Below are 18,851 nucleotides of genomic sequence, written 5' to 3' on the forward strand. Positions count from 1 at the left end.
TTATTGAAGTAGCTATTTTTTATGTAAAAATGAATTTACATAATTTACATATTGCATATATTTATTATCAAAATTTGTTGAAGCTGTGATATAATTAGTTGTATTTAAAATAAGAATAGCGAATAAGGGAGGAAATTTATGTTTACGGTTATAGATATTGTACAACCAGATACAGTGGAAGAAGCGTACTCAATTTTAAATAAAAGAAAAACTAATCAAGTAATTGGTGGAAGTGCTTTTTTAAGAATGGGGAAAAAAAGAATAGGAACAGGAATAGAGTTATCTAACCTAAACCTAGATTATATAAAAGAAGATAAAGAGTATGTTGAAATTGGTTCTATGACTACTTTTAGAACATTGGAAACAAGTTCAATAATAAAAGATAATTTTGGTAAAATAATAGAAGATTCAGTTAAAGATATAATAGGAATTCAGTTTAGAAATGTAGTAACAGTTGGTGCAACAGTATTTTCTAAATATGGATTTTCTGATTTGATAGTGGCATTGCTTTCATTAGATACAGAAGTAGAGTTATATAAGGGTGGGAGAATTAGCCTTGAAGAGTTTTTAGATAGAGATTATGGGAAGGACTTATTGACTAAGGTGTATATAAAGAAGGAAAATAAAAAAGCCTCTTATAAGTCATTGAGAAATGCAAAAAGTGATTACCCTATTTTGAATGTGTCTGTTTCAAAAGATGGTAAGAAGTTTAAGTTGTGTGTAGGAGCAAGACCTCAAAAAGCTATGATTGCAAAAAAAGCTAGTGAATTTTTATCTAATAATGAAATTAATGAAGCTAATATAGATAGGGCAATAGAAATAGCTTCAGAGGAATTAACATTTGGTTCTAATATGAGAGCATCTAAAGACTATAGAAAAGCTATGAGTAAAGTACTTTTAAAAAGAGCTATAATGGAGGTTATTTAATGTTAGTAAAGCTTAATATAAATGGAAAAATGAAAAATATTGATATAGAGCCAGAAGAATATTTGGTTGATACCTTAAGAAAAGTTGGCAATTTAAGTGTAAAAAGGGGTTGTGATACAGGTTGTTGTGGTCTCTGTACAGTTTTAATAGATAAGAAACCTACATTATCTTGTGCGACATTAACCTTGAGAGTTTTAAATAAAGAGATAACTACAATTGAAGGTTTAGAAAATGAAGTTAAAGAATTTAGTGAAGTTTTGGTAAAAGAAGGAGCTGAACAATGTGGTTTCTGCTCTCCTGGTTTTATACTTACTGTACTTGCAATGAAAGATGAGCTTAAGAACCCTACAGACGAAGAAATAAAACATTATTTAACAGGAAATTTATGTAGATGTACAGGATATATGGGACAGTTAAGAGCTATCAAAACTTATCTGGAGGTAAAGTAGAATATGAATATAGTTGGAAAAGGAATTGAAAAAATAGATGGAATGAGTATAACAACAGGAAAACCTGTATATACTGATGATTTAGCAGCAAAAGATGCTTTAATAGTAAAGATACTTAGAAGCCCTTATGCTTATGCAAAGATAAAAGATATAGATACATCAAAGGCAGAAATGGTTGATGGTGTTGAATGTATTTTAACATATAAAGATGTACCAAAATCTAGATTTACACTTGCTGGTCAAACCTATCCAGAGCCATCACCTTATGATAGGCTAATTCTTGAAGATGTTGTGAGATATGTTGGTGATGAGGTAGCTATAGTTGCAGCTATAGATGAAAAAAGTGCAGTTAAAGCAATGAATCTTATAAAGGTAAATTATGAAGTACTAACACCTGTTTTGAATTTTGAAGAGGCAATCGGAAATAAAACTATAGTACATGATGAAGATAGACATTGTAATTTTGAAATAGGTATGCAGAGAGAAAAGAATATAGTGTCACATCATGACTATACAAAAGGTGATATAGAAGAAGTATTAAGTAATTGTGACATAGTGATTGAAGAAACATATTATACTCAAGCTCAAGCCCATGCAATGATGGAGACGTATAGATCATATAACTATTTAGATCATGCTGGAAGACTAGTTGTAGTAAGTTCAACTCAAATACCATTTCATGTTAAAAGACATCTATCCCGTGCATTAGAACTACCAGCTAGTAAAATTAGAGTTATAAAACCTAGAATTGGTGGTGGCTTTGGTGGTAAACAAACTGCTTGTGTTGAGATTTTTTCAGCTATTGTAACTTTAAAAACAGGTAAGCCAGCTAAAATAATATATGATAGAAAAGAAACTTTTAATTGTTCGACTAGTAGACATGCAATGAAACTAAAAGTTCGACTAGGTGCTACTAATGATGGAATAATAAAGGCTATCGATATAAATGCACTTTCAGATACAGGAGCATATGGAGAACATGCTTCTACAACTATTGGCTTAGTTGGGGAAAAGACTTTACCAATGTATAATAAGGTTGAGGCAACAAGATTTATCGCAGATGTAGTTTATACTAATAAAATGCCAGCAGGTGCACTTAGAGGGTATGGAGCTTCTCAAGGCTGTTTCGCTGTTGAATCAACTATAAACATGTTAGCTGACAAATTAAAAATGGACCCAACGGACTTGAGATTAAAAAATGTAGTAACACAAGGTGAAACTACCTTTGCATATGGAAAAACTTTAAATAGTGTAGACTTAGTAAAATGTATAAATAAAGGGAAAGAACTTATCGGATGGGATGAAAAATATCCTTGTAAGCATCTTGAAAATGGAAAAGTTAGAAGTGTGGGTATGGCAATTACTATGCAGGGTTCTGGTATACAAGGGCTTGATAAATCTTCAGCTGAAATAAAACTAAATGACTGTGGAGACTATACACTTATGATAGGTTCTACTGATATGGGTACAGGAAGTGACACAATTCTAGCTCAAATGGCTGCTGAAATTCTTGAGACAAGTATTGAAAATATAACAGTTATATCAGCAGATACAGATTTGGTCCCATATGACCCAGGTTCATATGCTTCAAGTACCACTTATGTAACTGGGATGGCAGTAGTTAAGGCAGCTCAGGATTTAAGGGATAAAATAATATCTGCTGGAGCAACTAAACTAGGTGTAGATAAAGACGAATTAGAATTTGATGGTATAAAATTAACTAGTAAAGAATGCAGTACTTCGTTATTTGACATAGCAGTTGACTCTACAATTGGACCAAATACTAATCAATTAATAGGTCTCGCATCTCATGGTAGTCCAGTATCACCACCACCTTTTATAGCTGGTTTTGCAGAAACTGAAATTGATAAAGAAACTGGAAAAGTTGACTTATTAAATTATGTAGCCATAGTGGACTGTGGAACAGTTATAAATAAAAACTTAGCAAAGATACAGGTTGAAGGTGGAATTGTTCAAGGTATTGGAATGGCAATGTTTGAAGAAGTTAGATATACAGAAAAAGGTAACATGGATACAAACACATTTATGCAATATAAGATTCCAGCTAGATGTGATATTGGAAATGTGGAAGTTGATTTTGTTGAAAACTATGAGCCAACAGGACCTTTTGGAGCTAAATCTGTTGGAGAGGTTGTTATAAATACACCTTTACCAGCAATACAAGAAGCTGTTTTTAATGGTGTTGGGGTTAGAGTAAATACACTTCCTATTACACCTGAAAAAGTTTTTATGGAAATGAATAAGTAAGTATTTTATACAGATTTTAGACTAGTTTTACATGTTAAACAACCAGTTATGTCATACCTGTTGAAAGATATTTAATAAGTAGTTATTATAATATTATGAAACTTTACTTGTAAAATATAAAATTAACTAAGGGGATGATGTTTTGGCTGGAAATCTAAATAATATGAGAGCAGTAAATAATTTTAGAGGAGATAATAACATTTTAGAATGTTTAGTCAGCTTTGAGGGTCGTTCAATAAGTCAGAGAAAAGCAAGGGTATTTTTTAAGGAAATGAAGAATCAAATAGAAATCGACTTCGTAGAAGAAGAAATTTCTAAACTTGTTGAAAATGTTGTTTTAAATACATCATATCAAGAAATGTTATATGATGAAATAGAGAAACAGCTGGAAATTGATTGTGTAGGAACTTGGATGATATTATCTAAATTAAAAGATGCTAGAGTTCATTGATTTTAAAATAAATTATTAGAGCCTAATTTTAAGGCTCTTTTTTAATGTTTTTAATTAAGATATAAACTTATTTTAATTTATATATATGATAATTATAACATATATTTAAAATCTAACTATTTAATTTTATATGTATTCTATTGTATAATATAAATTAGATTAATAAAATAGTTCGTTAAAATAATTTATTTATTTTAAATTATTGTTTAAGTTTATAAATTTTGTATAAAATAAAATTATATTATTAATTTTTAGCAATAAAATTTTCACTAGGAGAGATATATGAGAAGAAATAGTACCAATATAGCAGTAACAGCAGTTGTTACATCAATTTATGCAGTTTTAACTTTATCATTAGGATTTATAAGTTATGGACCAATACAATTTAGGATAGCCGAGATTATGATGCTTCTAGCATTTTTAGATAAGGGATATATAGTAGGTCTTACATTAGGTTGTTTTTTAGCCAATGTAATAGGTCCATATGGTGTACCTGATATAATTTTTGGAACATTTGCCACATTTGTAAGTGCAAGTTTAGTGTATATTACTAGAAAGTTAGGCGGTCAAAATAAAAGCACATTAATTATAGCTTCTATATGGCCTACTATCATAAATGCAATTGTAGTTGGATTAATGTTAAATATATTTTTTGGACTTCCTCTAATATTATCGATGATACAAGTAGGTTTTGGAGAATTTGTAGTAGTAACCTTGGTAGGAGTACCATTCTTTTGTTTTTTAATGAAAAAATATAGAAATATCATTGATATTAAGTTTTAGAGTGCAGAAAGTTATTTTGTAGATTAAAAATTAGTGTGAATTAAGAATAGTATTATTATAAGGGGGATTTTATTTGTCAAAGATAAAGAGATTAACTGATGTTTGGACATATATTAATGATAGACAAAAGTTTACAATCAAAGAGTTGTCAGAGAAGTTTAATCTTTCAACTAAAACTATTCAACGATATTTAATAGAATTAAATGAAATGGGGCTTCCAATTAAAGCAGAAAAAGGTAGAAATGGAGGTTATAGGGTATTAAATAATAGCTATATACCTCCTGTTATATTTACAGAAAAAGAAGTTATGTCTATAGTTTTTGCATTTAAGTCACTACAAGTTTACAATTTTTCACACATAAAAAAAGAAATTGATTCTATAATTAAAAAAATAAATTATAATCGTGAAAGTAGTGCAAAAATAGGTATAAACAACATTGAAAAATATATTGAGTTTATAGCTAATTATAAAAATATTGATGCCAATATTGTGACTGAATTTTTCAGGTCTTCATCAAACTCTTGTGTTTTAAATATCAAATATAAATCTGGAAATCAGTTGCTGGAGAAAAAAATATGCCCAATAGGTATATATTTAAATGAAGGATTTTGGTTTTCACCAGTGTATGACTATGAAAGTGATAATATTATACTAATACGTATAGACAAAGTACTGGAAATTGAAAAAGTAGGAGAGTCTAAAAAAGCATGTATAAGTTTGAAAAGTTGGCTAGATTCAGTATATAGCAAGTTAAATGAAGAGATGGCAATTACTAAGAAAACTAGTGAAATTGTTCATTTGCATGTATTACTCACAAAAGAAGGTATTTCTAAAATAACTAGAAGTTTTTTAGATTTGGATATAGAATTAAATGAAAATGGAAGTGGAACAATTAGTAAATTTATAAAGTATGAAGAAATAGATTGGTGGATATCTACATTATTTTCAATAGGAAAAGATGCTAAAGTTATAGAACCAAAATTTATGAATAAATTACTTTATGATAGGGCTAAAGAGTTAAAATATTTTTATGAAGAAAATATGATATAATATTTAAAAATGTTAAAATTAAATAATTATTAAGGAGATATATATTATAATGGAAAGTTTTAATAAGAATGCTAAGATAATTGGTATTGGAGCTAAAGGTATTAATATAATAAATGAAATAGAAGAAAAAGTAAAAATAAATATGGATATAGAAAAAATTACTATGAATCAAGAGGTTGAAAAAGAATATGTTAGAAGTCTTTTAGATGGAGTTGACATATTATTTTTAGCATATTCAACTGAAGATAAACAAAGTCGAGAAGTTATAAAAGCTATTTCATACATGTCTAATGAAAGACGAATTTTATCTATAGGTATAAATTCTTCAGAAGAAGAAAATAAAGATGACTTAGGAATTAATAGAGAATTTAAAGTCAATGAAAATAGTATTTTAAAATTTGTTGATTTGATGAATGTTATGATAGAATCTATTTCAGACTCTTGTATGATAAATATAGATATAACTGATTTAAAAGAAGCTATTATAAGTGATAAAGGGATTAAGTATTCTTTTGAAGAATTTGAAGATTCAAAACAGCACAGTGAAATAGTAGATATTTTATTTGAAAATATGGAACATTTTGGTGAAGAATTTATTGGGAAAAAAGGTATAGTTTTTGTTGAAGGAAATGATAAATTTTCACTAGTTGAATTAAATGATTTGATGAATAATATTCAAAGTAAGGTAGAAGAAGGCTATGAAATAATATTTTCTTTATACTTAAAAGAAAATTTAGATGGAAAGATTAAAGTGGGAATGTTATATAATTAATGTATTTTAGATATTAAGGAGAAGTATATGTCTGAAAATATAAATGTTACAGAGTATTGGCTAATGGAAGAATTTTTTTATCAAGAGACAGATACACCACAAATTTTTAAAGAAGAAAGCATAATTGCATTGGGATTTGATATAAAAATAAATTTAAAAAAAGTGCTTAATATGGGAAAAAAATCTGAAAAATACATTAATGAGAACTGTAATGACAAAGATTTTATAAAAAAATTTATTTCAGTTAAAAAAGGAGATTATTTTCTATATAAGGCATATCAAAATGTAGAAGGAAAAATTAAGTATAGTGTTCTTATTGGTATTGTTGAAGAAAGTTTTGAAAATGGTTATGAATTAAGTCATATCTTGGGTCATACATTACCTATAAAATGGATGTACACATTTGATACAGTTTTAAATTGTAAAATATATACGAGTGAGTTTTATAAATTAAATAATGAAGATATAAATACATATTTAGACATTATTAAATTGCAACATAATAAATCATTAAAAAAAAGAATAGAAGAAAATGACAATAATAAATGGTACCTAAAAAACTATTATTATATAGATGTAGATAAGTGTGTAGAGAATGAAGAACTGTTTATTCAACCTACTAATTTAGAACAATTAGAAAACTTGAAAAATATAAATACAGATGATTATATTCTAGTATATAATAGCGAAAAAGTAAGTTACGAAAATGACCATACAATGAAAAGCTTATTTGGTGTTTGTCAAGTTAAAGAGGGTTTTGATAAAGACAAAATAACTACTTCAGAAGGTGGATGTTTTTTACCTGTAGAATGGATAGAAAATGAAAAAGAGAATATTGATGGAAATGCATGGGTTATCTTTGAAAATAATAATTTAGTTGAAAAATATATAAAAAGATGTATTAATAAAATTCCATTAAATACCATACTTTATGGTCCACCAGGGACGGGTAAAACATATAATGCAAAACAAATAGTTTATAATTTAATAAATGAAACTAGTTTAAAAAATAATGATTGTACAAGTTATGTAGATTATAAAAATAATGTAGAATTTTGTACTTTTCATCAATCATATGGATATGAAGAGTTTATAGAAGGTCTCAAATCCGATGGTGAAGGTAATTTTAAGCCAGAAGATGGTATATTGAAGGAAATATCTATAGAAGCATGTTACGATGGGTTGAAACTTGAAAAGAAGCTAAATCTTGAGTTAGAAAAAGATACTTTAACTATAGAAGATGTAAAGGCAAGAAAAAAGATGTTGGTGCTTGATAATATAGAAGATGTCGAGAACTTTAATTTTGAAGAATCAGAAAACTATGTTTTAATAATAGATGAAATCAATAGAGGAAATATATCTAAAATATTTGGGGAATTAATAACATTATTAGAAGATGATAAAAGACTTACTAAATCAAATCAAACTATCGTAAAACTACCATATTCAAAAGAAAGATTTTCTCTACCTCCAAATTTATATATAATTGGTACTATGAATACATCAGATAAATCCATAGCTCTTTTAGATATAGCTTTGAGAAGAAGATTTGCTTTTGAAGAAATTATGCCAGACTATGATTTATTGTCTGTTGTAGATGGAATAGATGTTAAAAATATGCTATATACAATTAATAAGAGAATAGAGTTTTTATATGATAGAGACCATGTTATTGGACAGGCCTACTTACTAAATGTAGAAAATATTGATGATATAGTGGCCGTATTTAGAAAAAAAATAATACCACTTCTTCAAGAATATTTCTATTATGACTCAGAAAAAGTAGGACTTATTTTAGGTGGTATAGGTAAAAATGAAAAGGACAAATATATTGTTTATAAGGAAGAAATCACAGCATCTAAATTATTTAAAAATAATAATTCATCAATAATGGAAAGTAAAGTTAATTATTGTATAAAACGAAATATATCTATTGAGGAGTTAAAAAATATATATGAGTAAAAATATATATGTAAAGGAAACTTATGAATGGATAAAAGTAGGTAATGGTGAAAATGAACTTACAGAAACTGAATATGAAAAATTACTTAAATATCTGGATAATAATAATGATGTGTTAAAGAGTAATATAATAGATATCAGATATAAAAAACTGAGATTCATAAATTATGTAGGTGTTATATATTTTGAAAATGTAATATTGGAGATACTTCCAAAGCTGTCATTAAGTAATGATATTGTAAAAGATAGAGAAATGCTATTACAAATGCTTTCTACATGTAATAAGATTCCAATTATAATAAACGAAAATATAAAATCAAGTTTAAAAAATTATAATCTCATGAATTTTTTTGTTATGTATTTTATTGAAAGTATGCAAATGCAAATTAAGAGAGGGATTTATTTTGAATATATAAATAAGATAGATAATTCGAATGTTGTAAAAGGCAAGATATTAATAAGTAAATATGCAAGAGAAAAAAATATATCTCCAATGAAAATAAAATGTGAATATGATGAGTATAGCGAAAATAATTTTTTGAATCAAGTTTTAAAAAAGGCATGTATATCTATATTATGTAAAGTAAATGACAATTTAATTCAAAATAAGATAAAAAAAATTTTGAGTTATTTTTATAATGTGGACTTAGTTTATATAAATAGAGAAGAACTATTGGATTACAAATTTTATAAAAATAATGATAGATTTAAAGATTGTTACTCATTGGCGAAACTTATACTTTTAAATTTATCGATGGATAACAGCGAAAATAATCAAGATGCATTTTCTATATTATTTGAAATAAACATTTTATATGAAGAATATATCGGAAACTTAATAAAAAATATATGGAATAATGAATTTAGAGAAACGTATATACAAGATAAAAGTAAATTTCTTTTAAAAAATGAGCAAACAGGAAAGAAAACTTTTAATTTAAGACCAGATATAGTTTTATATGATTCAAAATATGAATCTGAAATCATAATTGATACAAAATGGAAAGCTATTGAAGTGGATTCAAATATATTCTATAGATCAAGTGATATATATCAGATGTATGCATATATAACATCTTATGAAAATGCAAAAAGATGTATATTATTATATCCTTGTATTAAAAAAGATAAAAATTACAGTTCATGGAGGTTATTGGAGTCGTTTAAAGGTAAATTTATAGAAGCAAAAACTGTAAGATTGGATAATATAAAAAACACCATATCTGATTTGAAAAAAATAATTTTTAATTATAAATTTTAAAAATAAGAATTATAAAAATAATAAAAATACATTGTATAAAGCAATAAACAATTTTATAGCATATAAGAACTATAAAAAAATAATAAATGAAAATTTTTGTAAACTATTTTAGATGTTAAACATGGCACTATAATTGCTTATTTAGCATAGAATGCTTGCAAAATAAAGAAAGTATACCTGCTAAATTGAAATTTAAGTAGGTATATTTTTTCTTAAGCTTCATTTGAAAATTAAAATATTATTGTAAAATTATAACTAAGCTTTTCTGTTATGATATAATTAAATAGATAATTTAAATGATGATTATATATAATACTTATTTGGAGTTGATATTTTATGGATAAACACAGTGATTCAGTAATGTATGGTGGAATGGAAGTATACAATATTTGGGGAACAACAACAGTAGACTCTATAATTGGGGAGTCTGATGTAATGCTTGCTCTTAAAAATAGAATTTGTAAAATTGGAAATAGTGATTCTACTGTAGCGATAACTGGAGAAAGTGGCACTGGAAAAGAGTTAATAGCAAGAGCCATTCATCTCGCAGGAAACAGAGGGAATAAAACATTCGTTGCTATAAACTGTGCTGCTATACCAGAGCCCTTGCTAGAAAGTGAACTTTTTGGGTATACAAAAGGAGCTTTTAGTGGGGCAGATTCAAAAGGCAAAATTGGTAAATTTGAATTAGCTAATGGAGGAGTTGTATTTCTAGATGAGATAGGGGATATGCCAATTCAATTACAATCAAAGCTTTTGAGAGTGTTACAGGAAAAGAAGTTTACAAGAATAGGTTCAAATGAACTAATTGATATAGATGTTAGAATTATATCAGCTACTAATAGAGATTTATTTGAGTTGGTTAAAGAAAATAAATTTAGAGAAGACTTATATTATAGATTGAATGTAATACCTCTAGAAGTACCTCCTCTTAGAGATAGAGGAGATGATATACAAATATTAATAAATAATTTTATAGATAAATATTCAAGGAAGATGAAAAAAAATGTATACCATATAGAGCCAGATGTAGAACATATGCTGCTTAAATATCCGTGGCCAGGAAATATAAGAGAATTAGAAAACACTATAGAATTGGCTTTAAATCTTCTTGAAGAAGATGGGATAATACATAAAGGTATAATAAATAGAAAGATAATTGAATATTTTAAGTTAAACAAAATAAATATAAAATTACTTGAGGAAAGTGACTATGAAATAAATATGGAACAAGATATACTTACCCTTGAAGAATTTGAGAGAGCATATATAAAAAAGGTATTAAAGTTTTATGGAAATGATACTAAATCTAAAAAGTTAGCTGCTAAAAAGCTTGGAATATCGCTAGCAACATTGTATAGAAAGATAGATGTATAGTAATTATTCTTTTAATTCTCAATTCTAAAATTTGAAATTATAAAATTGATAAAAATCACTTGAAAAACTATTTTCTAAGTGATTTTTTTTGTAATAAGATTTTATTATCCAAAAATAAAAAAAATTTGAAAGAATTTAAAAAAAGAAATGGTTTATCAAATTATTAAATACTAACAAATATAATAAAAATTATATATGTAAAACAATTTTGTTAAAATATTGGCATTATAATTGCTTCATATTAAATCAAGATGACAAAATAAAAAAGAAAGGATGTTGAATAATAACTGTCATTAAAAAATAGTTGGGAGTGATAACCTTGAGTAAATATCAAAAAAGTGTATCTATGTTTGATATTGATGGAAGGCCACCAATTTTAAAGTGTTTACCACTATCAATGCAGCATATACTAGCAATGATAGTTGGAACTGTCACAGTACCTATAGTTGTGGGAGGAGCTGTTGGTGCTAGTGCCACACAAATAACACTTTTAGTGCAATATGCATTAATAATAGCTGGAATATCGACACTTATACAACTATATCCAATAGTAAATATTGGTTCAAGATTGCCTATAATTTTTGGAGTCGGTTTTACTTATGTGCCAACACTCGTAGCAGTTGGAGGAAGTTATGGACTAGCGAGCATATTGGGAGCACAATTAATAGGGGGAGTGGCTACAGTATTAATAGGAATATTTATAAAAAAGATAAGAAAATTTTTCCCTAATATAGTTGCAGGAACAGTAGTTTTTACAATTGGATTATCTTTATATCCTATAGCAATAAATTATATGGCAGGTGGTGTAAATAGCCCTACTTATGGCTCTATGCAAAATTGGGCAGTAGCAGCTATAACACTAGTGGTAGTTATAGGTCTTAGTCAATTTGCAAAAGGTTATGCAAAATTGGCAGCAATATTTTTGGGAATTATAGTTGGATATTGTGTATCTTTAGTTTTGGGCATAATAAATTTTGACCCTATTAGAGAGGCAGCTTGGTTTGCTATACCTAAGCCACTTGAATTTGGACTTGAATTTGATATACCAGTAGTAATCTCTGTAGTAATTGTAAGTATAATCAATGCTGTTCAAGCAATTGGAGATTTGTCAGCTACTACAATGGGAGGTATGGATAGAAATATAACAGATAAAGAACTGTCAAGTGGAGTAATAGGAAGTGGAATTTGTACTATGATAGGTGCTTTGTTTGGAGGTTTACCACCATCATCATATAGTCAAAATGTAGGTATGGTAGCTATGAACAAAGTAATAAGCAGATTTGTACTTGGAATAGCTGGTATATTTATGTTATTATCGGGGTTTGTACCTAAGTTTGGTGCATTGATGACAACTATACCATATTCTGTTTTAGGAGGGGCTACAATATCTATATTCAGTATGATAACAATGACAGGTATAAAGTTAATTATTACAGAAGAATTGTCATCAAGGAATATTACTATTGTAGGTTTGGCAATAGCTTTAGGTATGGGAATAACATCAGTTCCGGCAGCACAGGAAGCATTTCCTCCATTTGTAAAGTTAGTATTTGGAGAATCTCCAATAGTAATTGCGACATTGGTTGCATTTGTTTTAAATCTAATAATACCAAATAAAAGTCTAGAAGATGAAGCTAAAGAAAGAGCTGTTATGGAAAAGGCTAATTAAAAAATGATAATTTAAAAGGGTTGTTTAAATTATTTTATTATGAGATTGTTAGATTACTTCAGATAGCTATTCATTTTAATAAGAAATTTAATAAAGAGTATACATCAGACATTTAATGTTTAGTCAAAAAGAAAATCGGGGGAGGGTATATTTGCACGTTTGTTAAATTTTTATAAAAATAGCTCAGTTTAGCTGTGGTTATCGGTTGAGCAATAAATTCATGGTCATAAAAATATTTATAGAAAATAATTATAAAATATTTAGTCAAGATATTTATGTATGGGAGGATTTATTTTATGAAAACACGTAATACTTCAAAATATGATGTGGATGGGATACCACCACTAAAGGAATCGGTACCTTTAGCTTTACAACATTTGTTAGCAATGATAGTAGGAAATATGGTGCCTGCAATATTAATAGCAAACGTGGTAGGACTTAACCAGGGGCAAGCGACGATGTTGATTCAAGGCTCTATGTTAGCAGCAGGTTTGGCAACGTTTTTACAATTATATCCAATACCTTTATTTAAAGGATTTAAATTAGGTTCAAGATTACCTGTAATGATGGGAATGAGTTATGTATTTTTAGGGGCCTGTCTTTCTGTAGCAGCTAAAGACGGTTTAGCAGCTCTATTTGGAGCACAAATTGCTGCTGGGGTAATCGTATTCTTTGTAGGATTTGCAGTTAAGAAAATTAGACATATATTCACTTCTATAGTTTCTGGAACTATAATAGCATGTATGGGACTTGGATTATTTGCAACAGCTATAAAGAATTTAGCAGGAGGAGAAGGTGCACAAACATTTGGAAGTCCAATAAATTTTATAGTAGGAGTTATAGTTGCTTTTGTAATAATAATGATAAATAAGTATGGTAAAGGCTTAGTTAAAAACTCTTCAATATTAATTGGAATATTAGTAGGATATGCTATATCTTTAGTTTTAGGATTAGTTGATTTTTCTGCAGTTAAAGGTGCAGCTATAGTATCTTTGCCAACACCAGCAGCTTTTGGATTGGAATTTAGACCAGAGTTAATAGTAATGTTTACTATTATTTACATAATAGGTATAGCTGATATGATGGGTGCGTGTACAATAGCAACAATAGGTGCAATGGACAGAGAGGTAACTGATGAAGAGTTATCATCAGTTGTTTTAGGAAACTCTGTAACTTCTATAATTTCATCACTATTTGCAGCTCTTCCAACTGGAGTATTCAGCCAAAACACAGTAATTGTATCTATGAATAAAGTTACAAGTAGATTTGTAATAGCATTAGGAGCACTTGTATTATTGCTAGCAGGAATATCTCCAGCATTAGGAGCAATAATGACAACTATACCATCTTGTGTTGTTGGTGGAGCAACTTTAGTAGTATTTTCATCAATAGCAATGTCTGGTTTTTCTATTATGAGTATGGATGGTTTTACTGAAGAAAATAATCTTATAGCAGGAGTATCTATAGCAACAAGCATGGGTCTTACAACTGCTCCACAAGTTTTAGACCAATTTCCAGCAACAATTGGAACTGTCCTAGGAGGCTCAAGTATAGTTTCTGGAGCAATAATAGCTATATTACTTCAAACACTATTTAAACTAAAAGGAAGTAAGAAAGCTGAAAACGTTACTTCAAATCTTGAGGAAAATATTGGATAAATGTATTAGATATGATATGAGAAAGCTATGTGATAAAATGTTGTAATGAAAGTATTAAAAGGGGGATTTAAGATGATTGATATACTAATAAAAAATGCAATAGTTGTTACAGTTAATAAAAATAGAGAAGTTATATTTGATGGAGCAATAGCTATTCAAGGTGACAGAATCTTAGATATAGGAAATACAGATGATGTTGAGGTGAAGTATACTGATGTTAAAAAGGTTATAGATGCTAAAGGAAAAGTGATATTCCCTGGATTTATAAACACTCATAATCATCTATTCCAAGTATTATTAAAAGGTCTAGGAGACGACATGGCACTTCATGAATGGTTAAACACAATGATGTTTCCATCAGCAAAGTTCTTGACAGAACAAGATACCTATGATGCTGCAATGCTTGGATGTATGGAAGGTTTAAAAAGTGGTATAACTACAATGGTTGATTATATGCATACACATAATAGACCAGGACTTACAGATGGAATAGTAAAAGCATATAAAGATTTAGGTATAAGAGGAGTAGTTGGTAGGGGCTGTATAGATTTAGGTATTCATAAAGAGCTTATAGAAGACGTGGAAACGGTTGAAAAGGATTTGAGAAGAGTATTTGAAAAATATCATAATTCAGAAAATGGAAGAATAAAAATTTGTGTAGCACCTTCTTCAATGTGGGCTATATCTGAAGAAATGGGTAAAATGCTTTGGAATATAGTCAAAGAGTATGATTCATACTTCACAGTTCATATTTCTGAAACTGAATTTGCAAGAACAGCAACAAAAGATATACATGGGGAAATAGATATAAAATTACTTGAAAAATGGGGAATAGTAGGTCCAGAGGTTGTAGCAGTGCATTGTGTATGTATAACTGATGAGGACATGGAAATGCTTAAAAAGTATGATATAAAAGTTTCTCATAATGTTGCAAGTAATATGTATCTTGCTTCTGGTGTTGCACCTGTTCCAGAAATGTTAAAGAAGGGTATAAATGTAAGCTTAGGTCTTGATGGTGCAGCAAGTAACAATGCACAAGATATGGTAGAACTTATGAAATTAACAGCTTTACAACATAAGGTAAACAATTGTGACCCTCTTGCAATTTCTGCAGAAAAAGTCCTTGAAATGGCTACAATTGAGGGAGCAAGAACTCTTAGAATGGAAGATGAAATAGGTTCTTTAGAGGTTGGAAAAAAAGCTGATTTAGTAATATTTAACTCAATGCTTTCTCCAAAATCAATACCTCTTCACAATCCTGTATCAACTTTGGTATACTCAGCTAGTATGCACAATGTAGAAAGTGTCTTAGTTGATGGAAATATAATACTTGAAAATGGTAGAGTTACTACAATTGAAAGTGAAGAACAAGTCTTATTGAATGCTCAACATGCAGCAGAAGAATTATGTAAGAGAGCTAATGTAACTAATAGAATGGAAGGGCATAAGTGGAATAGCTTATACTAGTATAAAAACAAACTTGTAATAATATTCTATTACAACATTAGTTTATCTGTAGGAGGAGAAAATGGAAAAAGTAAAATTAAATATTAATGATTACATGTATGAAGTAGAAGTTGAAAAGAATGAAACTCTTTTGCATGTACTTCGTGAAAAATTAAATCTAACTGGAGCGAAACAAGGTTGTAATAGTGGCAGTTGTGGAGCATGTAAAGTTTTGATAGATGGAGTAGATATAAAATCTTGTAAACTTCTTGCAAGGAACTGTGAAGATAAAGTTATATACACTATAGAAAGTTTTGCTAATGGAGAAAATCTTCATCCAATACAAGAAGCTTTTATAGAAGTTGGAGCTGTACAATGTGGATATTGCACTCCTGGCATGATTATAACTACACAAGCTCTTTTAAATAGAAATTCATCTCCTAGTGAAGATGAGATTAGAGAGGCTTTTAAAGAAAATCTCTGCAGATGCACAGGATATATAAAAATTATAGAAGCTGTAAAATTATCTGCAGCTAGATTAGGAGGTAGATAGTTATGGAAAAAGTCATAGGAAAATCATACCCTCTAAAAGATGCAGCTTTAAAAGTTACTGGTCAAATGAAGTATGTAGCAGACATGAAACCGCAAAATGCACTTCATGCTAAAATGCTTTTAAGCCCAGTAGCACATGCAAAAATAAAAAGTATAGATACAAGTGAAGCCGAGAAAATCGTTGGAGTTAGAGCCATAGCTACACATCTCAATACATCACAGAGAAAATATAATGGTTCTTTACGATTTTATGAACATAATATACCTGAAAATGAAGTTATTTTTTCAGATACAGTTAGATTTGTAGGTGACCGTGTAGCAGCAGTTGCAGCAGAAACACCAGAAATAGCAGAAAAAGCTGTAAAACTTATAAAAGTAGAATATGAAGAATTACCAGCTATATTTACTATACAAGATGCAATAAAAGAAGATGCTATATGTATACACGGAGATTCAAACATGGTTTCTCAAAATAATATAAATGGTGGAGATGTAGAAAAAGGTTTTAAAGAATGTGACTACATCTTTGAAGACGAATACTCTACTCCTGCTATACATCATAGTGCAATAGAAACTCACAGCGTAATTGCACATTATGATTATAATGATAAATTGATTGTACATACACCTTGCCAAAATACATTTGGTTTTAGAATAATATTATCTCAAATTTTTGGGATGTCATTAAATAAGATAAGAGTTATAAGACCTGCTATTGGAGGTTCATTTGGTGGGAAATTAGAAATGACAATTGAGCCAGTAGCAGCAGCATTGTCAAAAATGACGAGAAGACCAGTCAAAATGGTTCTTACAAGAAAAGAGTCTATGATATCAACAAGAACTCGTCATGGGTCTTTTGTAAAACTAAAAACTGGTGTAAATAAAGATGGAGAAGTAATAGCACAGGAGATAAAAATATACACAAATACAGGTGCATATGCATCAAGTGCTTTAAATGTTATAGGAGCACTTAGCCATAAAGTGTTTAAAGTCTATAAAATACCAAATATAAAATTTACTGGAATACCAGTATATACAAATACACCAATAGCAGGTGCCATGAGAGGTTATGGTTCACCTCAAATATTTATGGCTCAACAAGCTCAATTTGCAAAAATAGCTAAGAAAATAGGTATGGATTTAGTAGATTTTCAAAATAAGAATGCTGTAGAGCCAGATGATGTTGATATAATCTTCCACGGTTCTCTTGGCAATCCTAGAGTTCTTGATTGTATTGAACAAGGTAAAAAAATGTTTAAATGGGATGAGAAGAAAGCTCTTCCAAAAGAAGAAGGAAATTATTTAAGAGGTATAGGTATGGCAATAGGTGCACATGGTAATGGAGTTTTTGGTGCACATAGAGATGTTGTCACATTGACTCTTAAATTAAACGAAGATGGTACACTAACACTACTTACGGGAGCACATGATATGGGTAATGGTGTTGTAACTATGCAAACAATGATGGTAGCTGAAGTTTTGGGAATAACTCCTGATAAAGTTGATACTTTTGAAACTGATACTGATGCATGTACATTTAATCTTGGAGATTATGCAAGTAGAGGTGTATTTGTAGAAGGTGGAGGAGCTAAAAAGACAGCAGAAAAATTAAAGACTTTAATACTGGAAGAAGCAGAAAAATTACTCGAAATTTCAAAAGAAGAGCTATATCTAGAGAATGGATATGTAATCAGTAAACTTGATGAAAATATTAAAGCATCATTATCTGATGTTGCAGTATATAGTCAAAGTAAGTCTTTGAGAGAATTGACAGTTGTTGAAGATTACTCTTCTCCAGCAGGTATTACTTCTTATGGTGTACATTTTGCTGAAGTTTTAGTAGATAAAGAAACTAAAGATGTAAAAGTAGTTGATTTTGTAGCTGTACATGATGTTGGTAGAGTTATAAATCCTCTAAATTTAGAAGGTCAATTAGAAGGCGGAATTCATATGGGGTTAGGTTATGCGTTAAGTGAAGAGCTAGCCTTTGATGAGCAAGGAAGACCTAAAGCTACTGATTTTAAAAATTATAAATTATTTAGAACTGTCGATATGCCAAAGTGTCAAGTTGCATTTGTAAATAGTTATGAAAAAGCTGGACCTTTTGGTGGCAAGAGTATTGGTGAATGTGCAGTTGTACCAGTTGCACCTGCTGTAGCAAATGCAGTATATGATGCAACTAATGTAGAGATACATTCATTGCCAATAAAATTAAAATAATAATA

At 28.9% G+C, this 18,851-nt stretch carries 15 protein-coding genes; all 15 read left to right on the forward strand.

Going from position 1 to position 18,851, the window contains the following annotated elements; all coding sequences use genetic code 11:
• Positions 1–138 precede the first annotated feature (138 nt).
• Entirely contained in the window at positions 139–927 is a 789-nt protein-coding gene (locus JJC01_09270) for an FAD binding domain-containing protein (GenBank protein ID UDN60031.1), read from the forward strand.
• Positions 927–1,376 (forward strand): 2Fe-2S iron-sulfur cluster binding domain-containing protein, encoded by a 450-nt coding sequence (locus JJC01_09275; protein ID UDN60032.1) that lies wholly within the window; start codon positions 927–929, stop codon positions 1,374–1,376. Before JJC01_09270 ends, JJC01_09275 begins: the two co-directional genes overlap by 1 nt.
• A gap of 3 nt (positions 1,377–1,379) precedes the next feature.
• Positions 1,380–3,644: a molybdopterin-dependent oxidoreductase gene (locus JJC01_09280; protein UDN60033.1), complete on the forward strand. Its 2,265-nt coding sequence runs from the start codon at positions 1,380–1,382 to the stop codon at positions 3,642–3,644.
• 142 nt (positions 3,645–3,786) lie between these two features.
• Positions 3,787–4,095 (forward strand): hypothetical protein, encoded by a 309-nt coding sequence (locus JJC01_09285; protein ID UDN60034.1) that lies wholly within the window; start codon positions 3,787–3,789, stop codon positions 4,093–4,095.
• A 282-nt stretch (positions 4,096–4,377) separates the two neighbouring features.
• On the forward strand, positions 4,378–4,878 hold the full coding sequence (locus JJC01_09290) for a QueT transporter family protein (GenBank protein UDN60035.1): 501 nt from the start codon (positions 4,378–4,380) through the stop codon (positions 4,876–4,878).
• A gap of 73 nt (positions 4,879–4,951) precedes the next feature.
• A complete protein-coding gene (locus tag JJC01_09295; GenBank protein ID UDN60036.1) occupies positions 4,952–5,929 on the forward strand; it encodes a WYL domain-containing protein in 978 nt (325 codons plus the stop codon).
• A 49-nt stretch (positions 5,930–5,978) separates the two neighbouring features.
• Positions 5,979–6,701 carry a cell division protein gene (locus JJC01_09300; GenBank protein UDN60037.1) on the forward strand — a complete coding sequence of 241 codons (723 nt, stop codon included), beginning with the start codon at positions 5,979–5,981 and terminating at the stop codon, positions 6,699–6,701.
• A 27-nt stretch (positions 6,702–6,728) separates the two neighbouring features.
• On the forward strand, positions 6,729–8,663 hold the full coding sequence (locus tag JJC01_09305; protein UDN60038.1) for an AAA family ATPase: 1,935 nt from the start codon (positions 6,729–6,731) through the stop codon (positions 8,661–8,663).
• Entirely contained in the window at positions 8,656–9,924 is a 1,269-nt protein-coding gene (locus JJC01_09310) for a hypothetical protein (GenBank protein UDN60039.1), read from the forward strand. The genes JJC01_09305 and JJC01_09310 overlap by 8 nt, the downstream gene beginning before the upstream one ends.
• 336 nt (positions 9,925–10,260) lie before the next feature.
• Positions 10,261–11,301 (forward strand): sigma 54-interacting transcriptional regulator, encoded by a 1,041-nt coding sequence (locus JJC01_09315; GenBank protein ID UDN60040.1) that lies wholly within the window; start codon positions 10,261–10,263, stop codon positions 11,299–11,301.
• Positions 11,302–11,647: 346 nt separating this feature from the next.
• Entirely contained in the window at positions 11,648–12,970 is a 1,323-nt protein-coding gene (locus JJC01_09320) for a purine permease (GenBank protein UDN60154.1), read from the forward strand.
• A 296-nt stretch (positions 12,971–13,266) separates the two neighbouring features.
• Positions 13,267–14,628: a purine/pyrimidine permease gene (locus JJC01_09325; protein UDN60041.1), complete on the forward strand. Its 1,362-nt coding sequence runs from the start codon at positions 13,267–13,269 to the stop codon at positions 14,626–14,628.
• Positions 14,629–14,700: 72 nt separating this feature from the next.
• Positions 14,701–16,095 carry an amidohydrolase gene (locus JJC01_09330; protein ID UDN60042.1) on the forward strand — a complete coding sequence of 465 codons (1,395 nt, stop codon included), beginning with the start codon at positions 14,701–14,703 and terminating at the stop codon, positions 16,093–16,095.
• A gap of 61 nt (positions 16,096–16,156) precedes the next feature.
• A complete protein-coding gene (locus tag JJC01_09335; protein UDN60043.1) occupies positions 16,157–16,627 on the forward strand; it encodes a (2Fe-2S)-binding protein in 471 nt (156 codons plus the stop codon).
• 2 nt (positions 16,628–16,629) lie between these two features.
• Positions 16,630–18,846: a molybdopterin-dependent oxidoreductase gene (locus JJC01_09340; protein ID UDN60044.1), complete on the forward strand. Its 2,217-nt coding sequence runs from the start codon at positions 16,630–16,632 to the stop codon at positions 18,844–18,846.
• Positions 18,847–18,851: the final 5 nt, after the last annotated feature.

The sequence above is a fragment of the Clostridioides sp. ES-S-0010-02 genome (genome assembly GCA_020641055.1).
Lineage (GTDB): Bacteria > Bacillota > Clostridia > Peptostreptococcales > Peptostreptococcaceae > Clostridioides.

Bases quoted from the DNA above. Each gene is read 5' to 3' on its own strand.
- JJC01_09270 (UDN60031.1), top strand. From the start codon at position 139: ATGTTTACGGTTATAGATATTGTACAACCAGATACAGTGGAAGAAGCG.
- JJC01_09275 (UDN60032.1), top strand. From the start codon at position 927: ATGTTAGTAAAGCTTAATATAAATGGAAAAATGAAAAATATTGATATA.
- JJC01_09280 (UDN60033.1), top strand. From the start codon at position 1,380: ATGAATATAGTTGGAAAAGGAATTGAAAAAATAGATGGAATGAGTATA.
- JJC01_09290 (UDN60035.1), top strand. From the start codon at position 4,378: ATGAGAAGAAATAGTACCAATATAGCAGTAACAGCAGTTGTTACATCA.
- JJC01_09300 (UDN60037.1), top strand. From the start codon at position 5,979: ATGGAAAGTTTTAATAAGAATGCTAAGATAATTGGTATTGGAGCTAAA.
- JJC01_09305 (UDN60038.1), top strand. From the start codon at position 6,729: ATGTCTGAAAATATAAATGTTACAGAGTATTGGCTAATGGAAGAATTT.
- JJC01_09310 (UDN60039.1), top strand. From the start codon at position 8,656: ATGAGTAAAAATATATATGTAAAGGAAACTTATGAATGGATAAAAGTA.
- JJC01_09315 (UDN60040.1), top strand. From the start codon at position 10,261: ATGGATAAACACAGTGATTCAGTAATGTATGGTGGAATGGAAGTATAC.
- JJC01_09320 (UDN60154.1), top strand. From the start codon at position 11,648: ATGTTTGATATTGATGGAAGGCCACCAATTTTAAAGTGTTTACCACTA.
- JJC01_09325 (UDN60041.1), top strand. From the start codon at position 13,267: ATGAAAACACGTAATACTTCAAAATATGATGTGGATGGGATACCACCA.
- JJC01_09330 (UDN60042.1), top strand. From the start codon at position 14,701: ATGATTGATATACTAATAAAAAATGCAATAGTTGTTACAGTTAATAAA.
- JJC01_09335 (UDN60043.1), top strand. From the start codon at position 16,157: ATGGAAAAAGTAAAATTAAATATTAATGATTACATGTATGAAGTAGAA.
- JJC01_09340 (UDN60044.1), top strand. From the start codon at position 16,630: ATGGAAAAAGTCATAGGAAAATCATACCCTCTAAAAGATGCAGCTTTA.